Origin of the sequence: Rhodococcus sp. LW-XY12, from assembly GCF_019317345.1 — a bacterium.
Taxonomy (GTDB): domain Bacteria; phylum Actinomycetota; class Actinomycetes; order Mycobacteriales; family Mycobacteriaceae; genus Rhodococcus; species Rhodococcus pyridinivorans.
Genome location: NZ_CP079225.1, coordinates 976,395 through 991,115 on the forward strand (window position 1 = coordinate 976,395; position 14,721 = coordinate 991,115).

Sequence of the window (14,721 nt, forward strand, 5' to 3'; positions counted from 1 at the left end):
GGTCATGTCACGAATCCAGGGCTTGGGGGCGCTTCCCGGAATCGCAACAGCTCGTGCCTATCGCCGGGAGTGGCTGCGTCCGGACATCACTGCCGGTCTCGTCCTCACCGCACTGCTCATCCCTGCCGGAATGGGCTACGCGGAAGCGGCGGGTCTGCCTGCCTATGCCGGCCTCTATGCAACCATCGTTCCTCTCTTGGCCTATGCGGTGGTCGGCCCGTCGAAGATCCTCGTCCTGGGCCCGGACTCGTCGCTCGCTCCGCTCATCGCAGCGGCCGTCCTTCCGCTCGCCGTCGCAGACGATCCGGAGAGCGCCTTGGTCTTCGCCGGGGTACTCGGTGTGCTCGTCGGCGTGATCCTGCTCGTCGGAGGATTCCTCCGTCTCGGCTTCGTCACCGAACTGCTGTCCAAACCGATCCGGCTGGGTTACCTGAACGCCATCGCACTCGTCGTGATCGTCGGACAACTTCCGAAACTGCTCGGCTTCTCGGTCGACGCGCCCGGCCTCCTGGGGGAGATCCGAGAGATCGGGGAAACCGTGGTAGGTGGTGGGATCGACCCGGTCGCAGCCGGTATCGGGCTCGCCTCGCTCGCGGTCATCGTGGGTTTCCGATTGTGGTTGTCGCGGATACCGGGAGTCCTGGTCGCGGTCGTCGGAGCGATCGTGGCCTCCGCTGCGCTGGATCTCACCGACGACATCGGAATGGTCGGCGCGCTGCCCGAGGGACTCCCGCTCCCGTCGTTCGGCGGGGTCGAGTGGTCGGACGTCGCCCGTCTCGTCGGACCTGCAGCCGGTATCGCGCTGATCGCTTTCGCCGACACCGGAGTGCTCTCCCGCACCTTCGCCGCGCGACGGGGTGAGAACGTGAACGGGAGCACGGAGATGAAAGCGGTGGGTGTCGCCAACATCGCCGGAGGACTCTTCGGAGGGTTCCCGATCTCCGCAAGCGGATCTCGGACGCCGGTCGCCGAGCAGAGCGGCGCGCGAACCCAATTCGCGTGTGTCGTGGGAGCGGTCGCCGTTCTCGTCTTCGTTCTCGTCGCTCCGGGGTTGACCACCTATCTACCCGATGCGACTCTCGGTGCTGTAGTGATCGTCGCCGCCACGGCCCTGGTGGACGTCCGGGGCATGGTCCGGATGTGGAGGATGAGCTCGGTGGAGTTCGGGCTGGCCGTCGCGGCCTTCCTCGGGGTCGCTCTGGTGGGCGTGCTGCAGGGCATCGTCGTCGCGATCGGTCTGTCCTTCGTCTCGGTGGTCGCGCGCGCCTGGCAGCCGTATCGCACCGAGCTCGTGCGGACCGCCGATCGTCCGGGATTCCACGACGTAGAACGTCATCCCGAGGGCAGTCGTATCCCGGGTCTGGTGATCGTCCGGTTCGACGCCCCGCTGTTCTTCGCCAACGGGGAGATCTTCGATCAGTACGTGCGGTCGGTGGTGGCCCGAACCGAAGCGCCGGTCGAATGGGTGGTCATCGCGGCCGAACCGATCACGGGACTGGACACGACCGCCGTCGACGAGCTCGTCGACCTCGACACCTATCTGGAGGGCAACGGCATCCGCCTCGTGTTCGCCGAGATGAAGGGGCCGATCAAGGACCGGCTCATCAGATTCGGGGTCGGGGACAGGTTCGACCCGACTCGCTTCCATCCGACCGTCGAGGACGCGGTGAACGCCTTCATCGGCAGGACCGGTCGAAGCGACGATCAGATCGTCGGCTGATCCTCGATCGTCGGTCGGTCCTCGACGGTACGGGCGGGCCTGATCACCAGTTCCAGGACCAGCAGCGCCAGTACCGCACCCAGCACGATGAGCGCGACCACGAGCCCGGTCGGGTAGCGCCAGAACATCACGAGCAGTGCAGCCACTCCGATGACGACCGCCCGGATCGCGACGCGGGCACGGAAGGCCGCTTCTTCGAACGCATTCGGCGGGCGGGGCCGACGTAGCCGCTGGACGGCACCGAGGCTGCGGCCGAACCCACGCCGAACGGTCCGGGCGGAGGACGAGCCACCGGTGAGGTAGGCACCGAGAGCGATCACCAGTCCGAGCACCGCGACCGCCCGAAGGCTGGTCCGCAGCGGCATCAGCACGGCATCGATGATGGCTGCTGCCGCCTCCGGCGACAGGACGTCGGGCGGGACATCGTCGAGATACAGCGACCGGACGATGATGAGCGCGACCGCCAGAACGAACATTCCTACGACCAGTGCGAGGCCGACGAAGGCGAGTGCGCGTAGGCGACGGCCCGGCGGCGCGACGGCGACTGCGCCGGCAGCAGCGGCGAGGGTGATCCAGGGCAGCACATCCGAAATGTTGTCGAGAGTGTTCACGGCTCGCTGCGCCCGGACCAGTTCCGGTGATCGGAACAGGACCAACTGCTTGTCGACACTCGGGATCTTCTCCGCGAACGTGAAACCGCGGTCGAGGAGACGGCCCTTCACGTTGTCGATCACCGTGCCGAGCGAGATGCTCACCGTGCCCGAATCGTCGACCGTCACCGACGACGGCCCGACGTTGCCGGTCACCACCGCGACCAATGCGTTGTGGGCGGCGCGGTGGGCCTGGATCCACAGATCCTCGAACTGCTCGCTCTGCACCAGTGACAACACCGTCTCGTTGACGAAGTTCCGCGCCTGTCCGGTGATCACCGGTGCCAGTCCCTCGACGGCGCGGTCGACGCGCGGCGCGTTCTCTGTGGCCGGAACGGCGTCGGTGAGAGCGACCAGAGCGTCGGTCGTCAGACCTTCGACGTCGACGCGTGTGAAGATCTCGTCGGTGACGGAATTCGCGATCTGCGTCTGGATGGCGGGGTTCGAGCCCAGCGGGGCGACGGTTGTCACGTACCGGTCGGTGTCGAGGATCTCGCTGCGCACGAACCGTGCGGTGACCGAGAGGACGGCCAGGACCGCGACCAGCACGGCGAGCAGTGCAAGGGCAGCCCAGCGCCAGCCGTGTCTCGCAGGCCGCGGCTCGGGAACGGGCTCCACCCCGACAGTGGCTCGTTCGCGAAGCGTGGCGACTTCCGCACGCAACCGATCGAGTTCGGCGCGCTCGTCGTCGTCCAGTCGGTCGGGTCGGGGACCTTCACCGCCTGTGCCGATGTTTGTGGTCATCCCTGCATCGCCCCCTTTCGGGGCCGGACCCATTATGCGCCGTTGCCGACAACTCCGGTTGGAATTTGGATCCTATTCCCTTCAGAAGTGGACTTCGAGTGGTCATACTCGACAGGAGGGGATCTGTTGTCGACGACACCGACGGAAGTCCACTCCCGGCTTCCGCCAACGATCTTTCATCGAAAAGAGGCTTCAGGTGACCGATTCGGATATCGACGAGATGGGCCCGGTCGACTATCTCGTCATCGAATTCCCCGCCGACCGACCACCGAACGGTTCTGCTCTACCGCTGCTGCTCGACCTTGTCGAGCGAGGCATCATCCGGGTGCTCGATCTCGCGTTCGTCCGCAAGGACACCGACGGTTCGGTCGCCGGGATCGACATCTCCGAGGTCGGGCTCGAAGGAGAAGTCGACGTGACGTTGTTCGCGGAGGCGTCGTCGGGCCTGCTCGGCGACACCGATTTCGACGAAGCGGGGGCTGCGCTCGAACCCGGCTGCTCGGCGGCCGTGCTCGTCTACGAGAACACCTGGGCTGCTCCGCTGGCGCGGGCACTGCGTCGCAACGGCGCCGAACTCGTCGCGTCCGGGCGTATCCCGGTCCAGAGCATCCTGGCTTCGCTGGAGAAGCTCGACGTCGAAATGTGACTCGAGCGAACGAAATACACGAGGAGATCGACATGCCAGGACTACTCCGCGGGGTGGCTCGCACCGCAGTCGTAGCCGGGACGGCGACGGCCGTCTCCAACCGCGTCTCCCGCCGGCAGGGAGAACGATGGGCATCGCAGGGCCAGGCCGTCTACGGGCGTCCCGCCCAGTACGCACCCGAACCCGAACCCATGCCCGCGCCGCCTCCGGGTGGAACGGATCGCATCACCGCGCTGAAGGACCTCGCCGAATTGAAGGCCCAGGGTGTGCTCACCGAGGCCGAGTTCGAGAGGGAGAAGGCGCGAATTCTCGCATCCTGAGCCCGAGTCCGGCCTCTGCGTCGAGCGGACACGACCACTCCCACGCGCCGCCGACGGGTCGAGGAACGAGCTTCATGGGCGACTGGAGGTGTACGGTACACCGGATCGACGAGCCGACCGACTACGTGGCGAGGCTGTCGCTGGTACTGGCGGACGACCTCACCCCGACGGAGGTGCAGGACCGCGCTCGTGTGCTGGCCCGTCAGCTCTTCGGGCACGACGTCGACGTCGGGGAGGTCGAGCCGGAATACTGGTCGGCCCGTCGGCCGCCGTCGACCTGAGATCGTAGCGGTGACGCACTGTATCTGTTGAAAGAGAGCGTATTCCGTGTGTCTCGGGCCCTCTCCTCGCGACACGGTCGTCACTGGGCTCCGGAGGCGGAAGGCGTGGCACTCGAGGTCGCGGGAAGGAGCGCGGACGCGACGAGTCCGACGAGCCCGATGCACGCCAGCACGATCATCGCGGCCGCATACGACCGGTCCGGCGTGGCGAGGCCGACGACGAGGACGGTGCCTGCCACGGCGGTGCCCAGGGACGAACCCAGATTGGACACGCACCGCGACAAGCCGGAGATCTCACCCTGCTGTTCCTCTGGGAACGCCGACTGCACGACGTTCACGGACGGAGTGAGCATCGCACCCAGTCCGACGCCGATGAGCAACAGGCCCGGGGCGAACGCCCATGCGCTGGTCCATGCACGGACCATCAGGAGCAGCACCACGATGCCGCCGAGGGTGACGACGAAGCCGCTCATGATGAGGGCACGCTGTGAATGCCGGGCGGCCAATCGTTCCGCCAGCAATGAGGAACCGAGAATGCCGGCGGTGGCGGCGGTGAAGATGATGCCCGTCTCGATTGCGTTGTAGCCGCGGACCACCTGCAAGAATGCCGAGACGACGAACGCGACGCCCATCAGCAGCAGCCACTGGATGTTCTGGGTGACGAGCGCGAGATTCGATGTGCGATTACGGAACAGGTCGGTCGAGAGGAGTGACACTCTGCCGGCCCGTTCGAAGCGTCGTACGTGCAGGAAGAACCCGACGACGAGCAGGATTCCGATACCGATGAGGCCGGCGGATACCGAGAGTGCGTTGTCCGCCTGGAGAATCCCCATGACGATACAGACGAGACCTGCGGCGGACAGGACGGCACCGATCCCGTCGAAGGGTGTGGTCGGATCCGGGGGCAGGGGATCCTCGAGTCCTTTGCTCAGAACGACTATGGCGGCGACGATCAGTGCCTGGAAGACGAAGGCGGCCCGCCAGTCGATCGCAGTAGTGATCAATCCACCTATCAGCGGCCCGGCTGCGGCGCCTATCCCACCCATGCCGGTGATCACGCCGAAGGCCCGTGCCCGGGACTTCATATCGGTGAAGAGCATCGTCGTGAGGATGTACACGGGCGGGATGAGCAGTGCGGTGCCGATTCCTTCGAAGATCGAGTTGCCCAGGATCAGGATTCCCAGACCCGGTGCTGCCGCACTCAGGAGGGCGCCCACGCCGTACAGGATGAGTCCGGCGACGAAACACCGCTTGCGACCCCATCGGTCCGTCAGTTTCCCACCCGGAATCATAAAAGCTGCCATGACCAGAAGGAACACGGTGATCGCGGTCTGCACACCCTGCACCGTGGTGTCCAGGTCGACGCTGATGTCGTTGATCATCACGTTCATGTTCGAACCTGCGAAACTGCAGATGAACTGAGCGAGGGCGAGTGGGAGCAACATTCGCCGAATAGGGGCGGAAGGTTTCGCCACCGGATTCTCGGTCATCTCGTACTTCCCGTCGCGAAGGACGTCGCCGAAACTCTGAACGTCATGATCCACCGCGGTGGTGGACGGTGGCGCCGACGAGTCGAAACCGTGACCTTGACCTGATATCCGAGACCGGAGGAAGATCGAAGAACTCGACTCCTCTTCTCGCGAGGTAACGTCATGCTTCTCGAGGACTACGGCTTCATCGGTGACCTGCAGACCTCCGCGCTCGTCGGCCGGAACGGCTCGATCGACTGGCTGTGTATGCCCGCGTTCGACTCCGGGTCGTGTTTCGCGGCCCTGCTCGGCGGCCCGGAGCACGGACGCTGGCTCGTCGCGCCCGAGGCGGAACCCGTGGCGGTCACCCGTCGCTATGTCGACGACACCCTGGTGCTCGAGACCGACTTCGAGACTGCAGAGGGCGCCGTCCGTCTGATCGACTTCATGCCTCGTCGGGGATCGGGTCCACCTCGGCTGATCCGTATCGTCGAGGGGTTGCGGGGCCGTGTGCCGATGCGAATGCACTTGGCGATACGCCCCGATTATGCGGCGGTCACACCGTGGGTCGAGGCGGTGACCGACGGTGCTGTCGCGACGGCCGGCCCGGACGCCTTCCACCTGTGCACGACGGTGCCGTTGGAGATCCGTGCCGGGACCGTCGAATCCGAGTTCGTCGCCGTGGAGAGCGGCCGATACCGATTCGCTCTGGACCGGTACCCATCCTTCGAACCGGCCCCCGTCGTCGAGGATGCCGAATCCGCGCTCGCGCGCACCGTGGAGTGGTGGCGCGAGTGGACCGGCCGGTGCACCTACAAAGGGGCATATCGCGACGAGGTGATCCGCTCTCTGATCGTCCTCGAGGGGATGACCGACGAGACGACCGGTGCGATCGTGGCGGCCCCGACCACCTCCCTGCCCGAAGCGCTCGGCGGGGTACGCAATTGGGACTACCGCTACTGCTGGTTGCGCGACTCGGTGTTGGCGCTCGAAGCGCTGCTCGCCGGGGGATACACCGGCGAGGCTCTGGCCTTCCGCGACTTCCTGCTCCGGGTGGGAACGGGTGATCCTGCCGATGTGCAGATCATGTACGGGATCAGGGGAGAGCGTCGACTGACCGAGTTCGAGGTGGAACATCTGCCCGGTTACGAAGGGTCGGCGCCCGTCCGGGTCGGAAACGCCGCAGCCGAACAGTTCCAGCTCGACGTGTACGGCGAGGTCCTCAGCGTGGCGTACAAGGGAGCCGAAGCGCTCGGTAGGATCGAGCCGCACATGTGGCCCCGCTGGCAGGCCGTGATCGAATACGTCGAAGGAATCTGGCAGGAACCCGACGACGGGATCTGGGAAACACGCGGCCCCCGGCGCCATTTCACGCAGTCCAAGGTCATGGCCTGGGTCGTCTTCGACCGCGCGGTCCGGCTCGCCGAGGGATTCGGGCTCGACGCACCTCTCGACCGGTGGAGGCGGACCCGCGACGAGATCCACGACGAGATCTGCGAACGTGGATACGACCCGGTCCGTGGCACGTTCACGCAGTACTACGGCTCCACGGAACTCGACGCCAGCGTTCTGCTGATTCCGCTCGTCGGCTTCCTGCCCCCGACCGATGATCGGGTCACGTCCACGATCGACGCGATCCGGAACGAACTCGGCCGCGACGGCTTCGTATCCAGGTATTCGACGACGGATACCGACGACGGGCTTCCCGGGGACGAAGGACAGTTCCTGGCCTGCTCGTTCTGGCTGGTGAGCGCGTTGGCGCTCAACGGCCGGGTCGACGAGGCCCGCGCGTTGTTCGAGCGGTTGCTCGGACTCACCAACGACCTCGGACTGCTCGCCGAGGAATACGACGTGCCGGCGGGACGGCAGGTCGGCAACTTCCCCCAGGCATTCAGTCACCTCACCCTCGTCGGCGCGGCCTGTGCGATCACTGTCGCCGAACGGGCACAGGCAGTGGATCCGGTCGACGGAGCACCGGCCGTATGACCCGACGTCATCCGAATGTCATGTGTCCGTAGGCTCTTCACACAAATGCGTGCGTGCTGTATGTATCCTGTCGGCACCCACAGCCCGGATACGCCCCCACGATCGTCGGTGTCTGTCCATCGAACGAACTACATTGGCACGCCGTGAAATCGGTAGAAATCGTACGAATGTCGCCGATTCGGCGTGGACACTTCCCCGGACCCGCCGGGCACGTTTCAATGACAGGTGCAGAGGGGCTGTCGGGAGCGCAGGGGATACGCTTCCGCGTCGCTGCTCCGTCGGGACAACGCGAACGGTGGCAGGGGAGCGACAATGGAACATGGTGTTGTGCTGTGGTTCGACGCCGGTCTGGGTCACGGGTTCATCCGTGACGACGACGGTACGGAGATCCTGGTGCACTACTCACAGATAGATGGGAGCGGCTACCGCTTCCTGACCGGTGGCCAACAGGTCCGTTTCGAGATCGGTTACGGGATCTTCGGTCGACATGCGGTCAACGTGCAGGTGTGCTGACATACGGGACGTTCGGATGGTGGGATCGGGAGATGGACACACGGGCGAACGAGTGGGCGGAGGAGACCCACCTCGCTGCTGCAGCTCCGACCGAGGAGCAGATGTGGGCCTCGCGGGCCAAGATCTGCAGGCCGCCGACCCGAACGATGAGACGGTCGCGTCGATCGCTGCGCGGTGGGGCTTCTCCTCGCCCGGAATAGACTGCACCGGAAGCGAACGATGCGTTCGCTGTCGACTCTGTCGGCGGGGCGCGAGACTTCCGACGCAGGGGGTCGGATCTGTCGACCTGCCCCGTCGGCCGTGCCTCGAGTACGCACAATCGGTCCCGGTGAGGGCATTTCGGCGTATGCTCAGGACATCGGTGATCGCCTGTCACCCCCTGCGTGGACGATCGCCGGCGCCGGGTGGATCAGAGGTAGGCCACTCGGGCGATGCCGAACCCTGTCGCCCATTTCCCCCTGCTCGGGTGGCAGGGTTTCGGCGCGCCGCAGGTCGTTCGGCGCGCGGGCGTCATCACTTCAGCGGTCGGAATCCGGCCCCGTTCCTCGTGATTCGCCGGGATCGTCGTCGCCGTCGTCCACTTCGGGAGGGACGCGGGGAGTTCGGCTGCATAGGGTGCACGGGGTGGGGCGATCTCGTCGAGGCGTTCGTTGATCGCATGGGTGATCAGATCGTGTTGCACACGGGAGAGGGGAAGCAGGCCGTCGAGATACGCCTCGATCTCCATCTTCCCCACCTCGCCGCCGAGTGCGAAGTGGCGGAGCCACAACTCCTCGACACCGGGTTCGGAAGCGCGGAGCGCAGCGAGGAGTTGCCGGCGATGCTCGCCGTCGGGGAAATAGTTCATCGCCGCGTCAGACCGACTCTCCGAACCTACCTCCTTTCGAAGCTCGGCGTTCCCGGACGTGCAGTCCCGATCGTCACCCTTCGACACCGCACCCGAACGCGTCCGAATTGGCAGAATTCGAGATATGCCGACCCGGACGATCGACGGTCACCGCATCACCCTGACCAACCTCGACAAGGTGCTGTATCCGCGCACCGGGACGACGAAGGGCGAGGTCGTCGAGTATTACGAAGCCGTCGCCGAGGCGATGCTTCCCCATATCGTCGGCCGGGCCGCGACCCGCAACCGGTGGCCGAACGGTGTCGGCGAACAGTCCTTCTTCGAGAAGAACCTCCCCGACCACGCACCGGCCTGGATCGACCGTCGCACCCTGCACCACAAGGACCGCCGGGTCACCTACCCGCTGTTCGATTCCGCCGCCGGGCTCGTCTGGCTCGGGCAACAGGCAGCCCTCGAACTCCACGTGCACCAGTGGCGTTTCGACGGAGAGAAGGCCGGACCCGCGACCCGCATCGTCTTCGACCTCGACCCGGGGCCCGGCGTGGGCCTGGCCGAGTGCGGGGAGGTCGCGCGCCACGTGCGCGACACCGTCGCCGAACTCGGGTGGTCGGCCTATCCGGTCACCAGCGGCAGCAAGGGCATCCACCTGTACGTCCCGCTCGATCGGATGCTGTCGTCGTCGGGGGCGTCGAAGGTCGCGAAGCAGGTCGCGCGCAATCTCGAGACCACCCTTCCCGACCTGGTGACCGCCACGATGGCGAAATCGGCGCGCGAGGGCAAGGTCTTCGTCGACTGGAGCCAGAACAACAGTTCCAAGACGACGGTCGCGCCGTACTCGCTGCGCGGTCGCGACGAGCCGTGGGTGGCGGCGCCGCGCAGCTGGGACGAACTCGACGACCCCGACCTCGCGCAACTGCAGTTCCGGGAGGTCCTCGCCCGCATCGAGGAGTTCGGGGACCTGCTCGCCGGTCTCGACCCGCCCCTCGACAAGGCTGTGTCCGGAGACAAGGCCGTGTCCGGAGACAAGGCCGTGTCCGGAGACAAGGCCGGGTCCGGCGGCAAGACCGTGTCCGGCGGAGACGCCCTGGACACCTACCGCGGCAAGCGCGACGCGTCGCGCACCCCGGAACCGGTACCCGACCGCGTCCCCGACGACGGTCCCGGCAACAGGTTCGTCATCCAGGAGCACCACGCGCGTCGCCTGCACTACGACCTGCGCCTCGAACGCGACGGTGTGCTGGCCTCGTGGGCCGTACCGAAGAACCTGCCGGACACCTCGGGGCGCAACAATCTCGCGGTACGGACCGAGGACCACCCGATCGAGTACCTGACCTTCCACGGGACGATCCCGAAGGGCGAATACGGCGCCGGCAGCATGACCGTGTGGGACACCGGCACCTACGACACCGAGAAGTGGCGGGACGACGAGGTGATCGTGCGGTTCCACGGCGACCGGATCGAGGGACGGTACGCGCTGATCCGCACCGAGAAGAACCAGTGGCTGGCGCACCGCATGAAGGACCAGTCGCCGCCGAGCACCGAGTCGTCCGATGCCGAGCCGGCCTCCCTCGTCGGATCGTCGGGGTCCAAGGCCTTCCCGCGCGATCTCGCGCCCATGCTCGCGACCTCCGGTGACGTCTCGGGTCTCGACGCCGAAGACTGGGCGTTCGAAGGCAAATGGGACGGATACCGCGCCATCGCGGAGATCGAGGACGGCACCGTCAGGCTCCGCAGCCGATCCGGTCGCGATGTCACCGGCGACTACCGGAAGCTCGTCGAACTCGCGACGATCCTCGACGGTCACCGGGCGGTGCTCGACGGGGAGATCGTCGCCGTCGACCGCTCCGGGGTGACGAGCTTCTCGATGCTGCAGCGGGGCGTGAACTACGAGTACCGCGTGTTCGACGTGCTGTATCTCGACGGGGTGTCGCTGCTGCGGAAGACCTACGACGATCGCCGACGGGTCCTCGAGGCGCTCGCCGCTGCCACGGACGGACTGATCGTCCCGGATCTGCTTTCGGGTGACGGCTCGAAGGCTCTCGCGCGCAGCCGCGCGAAGAACTGGGAGGGCGTGGTCGCCAAACGCCGGGACTCCGTGTATCTGCCGGGCAAGCGCGGCGCCGGATGGATCAAATCGAAGAACTGGCTCACCCAGACCGTCGTGCTCGGCGGATACCGCCGTGGCAACGGCAACCGTGCCTCGACCTTCGGCTCTCTGCTGCTCGGCGTCTACGACGACGACGGTGAGTTCGTGTACGTCGGCAAGGTCGGCACCGGTTTCGACGACGAGACGCTCCTGTCGGTGGCGAAGGCTGTGAAAGGGCGCACGAGCCGCACGAACCCGTTCGCGAACGAAGTGCCGGCCGCCGAACGCCGCGATGCGGTGTGGTTGCGGCCCGAACTCGTGGGGGAGGTGCGGTTCGGAGGATGGACGGAAGGAGACCGGGTGCGGCACGCGAGCTGGCGTGGTCTGCGCGACGATGTGGACGCGTCGAGTGTGGTGCGAGAAGAGGAAACAGGCGCTGACTGCTAACGTTCGTTCGAAGTCGGGTGATCGGGCATTAGGGGAGGCATCAATGGCCGAGGGCTCGCGTGGCGTCGTCCGTCGGATCGGTTTGGTCGAGGATCACGAGTCGGTCGCGCTCGGGTTCGCAGCGATGCTCGCCGATCAACCCGATCTCGAGCTCGCAGGTACCGCCACCACCGTCTCGGGTCTGCTCGAGCAGGTCACAGACCTCGACCTCGCCGTTCTCGACCTGCGCCTGTCCGACGGATCCTCCCCGAAGAGCAACGTCGAGCAGCTGCGCGCGGCGGGCCTCGAGACCCTGGTCTTCACCGGCGCCGAGAACCCGTATCTGCTGCGTTCGGCCGCCCGCGCCGGTGTGCTCGGGGTGGTGCGGAAATCCGAGCCCGCGGCCGTGGTGATCGAGGCGATCCGCGTGGCCGCCGCCGGAGGGCAGGTCGCCAGCACCGAGTGGGCCGCGGCGATCGACGGTGATCCCGAACTCGACGATGTCGGCCTGAGTCCGCGGCAGCTCGAAGTGCTCGAACTGTATGCGTCGGGGGAGAAGCTCGACCGGGTCGCCCGGCTGACGGGTCTCGCTCCGCAGACCGTCAACGACTACCTGCAGCGGATCCGCCAGAAGTACGCGGAGGCAGGTCGTCCCGCACCCACGAAGACGGATCTGTACAAACGTGCCGTCGAGGACGGGTGGCTGCCGATGCCCGAACGGTCGGATGTCCGCCGTCGCTGACGAGCCGGCCGGGGACACCGGGGAGAAGTCGCACGATCGCAGCACGGCGGCTGCCGACCGACTTCTCCGGATGTTCGCGCGATTCGTCGCGATCGGATATCTCTGCTACTTCGCGTTGCTCGTGCCGGAGATCCTCGAAGTGTCGGCACTCGTCGCGTGGTGGTGGACTCCCACCGCGGCCGTCCTCATGTTCGGATCCGGGGTCGCGCTCGGCTTCGCCTCGTTCCGCGGCACGGTGTGGATGCAGCGGACCGCGACCGTCAATGCGCTCGCCTACGTCGTGATGGTCGCATTGTGGTTCGTGGCGTGGAACGGGACGCAGATCCCGCAGGACCAGTCGTTGTGGTTCACCGCCTTTCCCGGCCTCGCGTCGCTCGCGGCGGCGGTCGCGTGGAGACCCCGGCGGGCGTTCGTCCACATGATCCTCGTGGTTCTGCTCGCGCAGTGCGCGAATCACCTCGCCCGCGACGCCCCCTTCGGATACTTCCTGGCACCCGACCTGGCGTTCGCGTTCGTCTTCTGCACGGTCTTCCTCGCGGCCGCGGTGGTGGGACTCGGCACCGGCCGCACCCTCGACGAGACCATCGCTGCCACCCAGGCCACGGCGGCCGCCGCGGCCGCAGCGGAAGCACGGAACGCCGAGCGCGCACGGTTCGATGCCCTGGTCCACGACCGCGTGATGTCCACCCTGCTGGCGGTGTCACGCAACGCACCCCGAGAGTCGCTCGTCGAGCAGGCCGAACGAGCGGTCGCCGAACTCGACGAGTTGCGGCGCGGCACCGATCGGGAGTCGGCGCTCGACGCCGCCGCGGTCGTGGCGCGGCTCCGATCGGCGGCGACCGAGGCCGACGAGGATGTCGTCTTCACCGGCCGTGTCGCCCCGGGATCCGGCGACGTTGCGTTCCCACCCGAACCTGCGCGCGCGACCGCCGCTGCCCTCGCCGAGGCGGTACGCAACAGCGTGCGGCATGCCGGAAAGGACGCGTCCCGCACGGTCGAGGTCGACGTGGCACCGAGATGGATCTCCGTGCAGGTCGTGGACGACGGCAGAGGTTTCGAACCCGAGGCCGTCGACCCGCACCGGCTCGGTCTGGAAGTGAGCATCCGAGGACGTATGCGCCGGGTGTCCGGGGGCCGGGCGGTCGTGCAGTCCGCGCCGGGGGCCGGGACCCGGGTGTTGTTGTACTGGCGGGATCCGGCCGCATGAACACTGCGAACTCGACCGTCTCCGATCTGCTGCGGATGCACAGCAGGCCCGCGCGGGCCTTCGCCGTCCTGTACGCGGTGACCTGCGTGGTGCTCGCCCTGAACACCGCGCCCCATGCGGAGGTCCGCTGGCCCCTCGCGATCGCCGTGATCGTGTGTGTGGCCGCCGCCTACGCGCTCGTCGCAGTCGAGGGGGACCCACTACCGGTGCGACCCGCACTGGCGATGACGTTCTCGGGCGCGATCGCGTCGGCGTCGGTGCTGTGGGTGGTGCCCGCCGATCCGGCACCGCACCCCATCGAGTTGTGGCCGTTCGGGATGTCCACGACGATCCTCGTGTTCATGTGCGTGCGGGGACGCACGGCGTACGCCTGGTGCGGGATGCTCCTCATGCTCGTCGTCGCCGCGCTGTGGTCGCATCTCACGGGCCCCGGGATGGGCTACGGGCTCGGCCTGACGATCACGAGTGCGGGACCGGTGCTCATGGGCACCGTCTGCGCCTACACGATCCGCCCGCTCGCGCGGTCGATCTACCTGCTGCGCGCCCGGTCGATGCAGCGGATCGCGGCCGAGTCCGCGGCCGCCGCGGCTCTGGAGGAACGTGACGTCCGCCTCGGAAGCCTCGACGCGTCGGCGCGTCCGTTGCTCGAGCGGATCGTCTCGGGCGAACCCCTCGACGAGAACGAACGGATCGAGTGCGGACTCGTCGAGGCACGACTGCGCGACGGTCTGCGTGCGCCCGTACTCCAGGTACCCGAGGTCGACCGGGCCGCCGCTACGGCCCGCCGGCGCGGCGTCGAGATCGTTATGCTCGACGACCACGCCATGGACTCGGCATCTCCTGAGGTTCGGCGCGCCGTCTACCGGGAGGTGGTGGACGCGCTCGATTCGGTGAGAGAAGGGTCGGTGACCGTGCGTGTGTTGCCGCCGGCCCGCGCGGCGATGGTGACGATGCTCGTGAAGGGCGAGGATGTGCGCCGAATCGAGATCGGACACGACGGCCGGCGCACCGGTAATTAGGCGAAACACCGATGCCCATATTCTCTTGGGCAGAGAAAAATCTGTCTGGGTAGTTGTCGGTTTCA

General features: G+C 66.9%; 13 protein-coding genes. 10 read left to right on the forward strand and 3 right to left on the reverse strand.

Annotation, left to right across the window (positions count from 1 at the left end; all coding sequences use genetic code 11):
- Window positions 1-4: 4 nt before the first annotated feature.
- A complete protein-coding gene (locus KXC42_RS04680) occupies window positions 5-1,720 on the forward strand; it encodes a SulP family inorganic anion transporter (RefSeq protein ID WP_039587489.1) in 1,716 nt (571 codons plus the stop codon).
- Here the strand turns inward: KXC42_RS04680 and KXC42_RS04685 are convergent.
- Entirely contained in the window at window positions 1,705-3,114 is a 1,410-nt protein-coding gene (locus tag KXC42_RS04685) for a hypothetical protein (protein WP_219129994.1), read from the reverse strand. The two genes, KXC42_RS04680 and KXC42_RS04685, sit on opposite strands and share 16 nt — an antisense overlap.
- Window positions 3,115-3,310: 196 nt before the next feature.
- Here KXC42_RS04685 and KXC42_RS04690 point away from each other — a divergent pair, with 196 nt between their 5' ends.
- From KXC42_RS04690 to KXC42_RS04700, 3 genes are all read left to right on the forward strand, one after another.
- Entirely contained in the window at window positions 3,311-3,760 is a 450-nt protein-coding gene (locus KXC42_RS04690) for a DUF6325 family protein (protein ID WP_006551605.1), read from the forward strand.
- Window positions 3,761-3,792: 32 nt separating this feature from the next.
- Window positions 3,793-4,080: an SHOCT domain-containing protein gene (locus KXC42_RS04695; RefSeq protein WP_039587683.1), complete on the forward strand. Its 288-nt coding sequence runs from the start codon at window positions 3,793-3,795 to the stop codon at window positions 4,078-4,080.
- Between the two features lie 74 nt (window positions 4,081-4,154).
- Window positions 4,155-4,361, forward strand: coding sequence for a hypothetical protein (locus KXC42_RS04700; protein WP_039587485.1), 207 nt, complete (start codon window positions 4,155-4,157; stop codon window positions 4,359-4,361).
- 80 nt (window positions 4,362-4,441) lie between these two features.
- Here the strand turns inward: KXC42_RS04700 and KXC42_RS04705 are convergent, their stop codons facing one another.
- A complete protein-coding gene (locus KXC42_RS04705) occupies window positions 4,442-5,851 on the reverse strand; it encodes an MFS transporter (RefSeq protein ID WP_219129995.1) in 1,410 nt (469 codons plus the stop codon).
- A 162-nt stretch (window positions 5,852-6,013) separates the two neighbouring features.
- Between KXC42_RS04705 and KXC42_RS04710 the strand changes: the two genes are divergently transcribed.
- Entirely contained in the window at window positions 6,014-7,816 is a 1,803-nt protein-coding gene (locus KXC42_RS04710; protein WP_219129996.1) for a glycoside hydrolase family 15 protein, read from the forward strand.
- A gap of 312 nt (window positions 7,817-8,128) precedes the next feature.
- Window positions 8,129-8,329 (forward strand): cold-shock protein, encoded by a 201-nt coding sequence (locus tag KXC42_RS04715; RefSeq protein WP_033096757.1) that lies wholly within the window; start codon window positions 8,129-8,131, stop codon window positions 8,327-8,329.
- A 409-nt stretch (window positions 8,330-8,738) separates the two neighbouring features.
- On the opposite strand, the gene KXC42_RS27080 is transcribed toward KXC42_RS04715, so the two are convergent.
- Window positions 8,739-9,176, reverse strand: coding sequence for a hypothetical protein (locus KXC42_RS27080; protein WP_257606026.1), 438 nt, complete (start codon window positions 9,174-9,176; stop codon window positions 8,739-8,741).
- A gap of 124 nt (window positions 9,177-9,300) precedes the next feature.
- On the opposite strand from KXC42_RS27080, the gene KXC42_RS04725 reads away from it, so the two are divergent.
- Genes KXC42_RS04725 through KXC42_RS04740 form a run of 4 tightly spaced genes read left to right on the forward strand, consistent with a single transcriptional unit; the run spans window position 9,301 to window position 14,656 of the window.
- Window positions 9,301-11,709, forward strand: a complete 2,409-nt coding sequence (locus KXC42_RS04725) for an ATP-dependent DNA ligase (RefSeq protein ID WP_219129997.1) — start codon at window positions 9,301-9,303, stop codon at window positions 11,707-11,709.
- Between the two features lie 43 nt (window positions 11,710-11,752).
- Window positions 11,753-12,430 (forward strand): response regulator transcription factor, encoded by a 678-nt coding sequence (locus tag KXC42_RS04730; protein WP_006551596.1) that lies wholly within the window; start codon window positions 11,753-11,755, stop codon window positions 12,428-12,430.
- A complete protein-coding gene (locus tag KXC42_RS04735) occupies window positions 12,414-13,637 on the forward strand; it encodes a sensor histidine kinase (RefSeq protein ID WP_024103133.1) in 1,224 nt (407 codons plus the stop codon). The genes KXC42_RS04730 and KXC42_RS04735 overlap by 17 nt, the downstream gene beginning before the upstream one ends.
- A complete protein-coding gene (locus KXC42_RS04740; protein ID WP_024103134.1) occupies window positions 13,634-14,656 on the forward strand; it encodes a hypothetical protein in 1,023 nt (340 codons plus the stop codon). The genes KXC42_RS04735 and KXC42_RS04740 overlap by 4 nt, the downstream gene beginning before the upstream one ends.
- Window positions 14,657-14,721: the final 65 nt, after the last annotated feature.

Coding starts and splice junctions, on each gene's coding strand:
- KXC42_RS04685 (WP_219129994.1), bottom strand. CDS start 3,114: ATGACCACAAACATCGGCACAGGCGGTGAAGGTCCCCGACCCGACCGA.
- KXC42_RS04700 (WP_039587485.1), top strand. CDS start 4,155: ATGGGCGACTGGAGGTGTACGGTACACCGGATCGACGAGCCGACCGAC.
- KXC42_RS04680 (WP_039587489.1), top strand. CDS start 5: ATGTCACGAATCCAGGGCTTGGGGGCGCTTCCCGGAATCGCAACAGCT.
- KXC42_RS04730 (WP_006551596.1), top strand. CDS start 11,753: ATGGCCGAGGGCTCGCGTGGCGTCGTCCGTCGGATCGGTTTGGTCGAG.
- KXC42_RS04705 (WP_219129995.1), bottom strand. CDS start 5,851: ATGACCGAGAATCCGGTGGCGAAACCTTCCGCCCCTATTCGGCGAATG.
- KXC42_RS27080 (WP_257606026.1), bottom strand. CDS start 9,176: ATGAACTATTTCCCCGACGGCGAGCATCGCCGGCAACTCCTCGCTGCG.
- KXC42_RS04725 (WP_219129997.1), top strand. CDS start 9,301: ATGCCGACCCGGACGATCGACGGTCACCGCATCACCCTGACCAACCTC.
- KXC42_RS04715 (WP_033096757.1), top strand. CDS start 8,129: ATGGAACATGGTGTTGTGCTGTGGTTCGACGCCGGTCTGGGTCACGGG.
- KXC42_RS04695 (WP_039587683.1), top strand. CDS start 3,793: ATGCCAGGACTACTCCGCGGGGTGGCTCGCACCGCAGTCGTAGCCGGG.
- KXC42_RS04735 (WP_024103133.1), top strand. CDS start 12,414: ATGTCCGCCGTCGCTGACGAGCCGGCCGGGGACACCGGGGAGAAGTCG.
- KXC42_RS04710 (WP_219129996.1), top strand. CDS start 6,014: ATGCTTCTCGAGGACTACGGCTTCATCGGTGACCTGCAGACCTCCGCG.
- KXC42_RS04740 (WP_024103134.1), top strand. CDS start 13,634: ATGAACACTGCGAACTCGACCGTCTCCGATCTGCTGCGGATGCACAGC.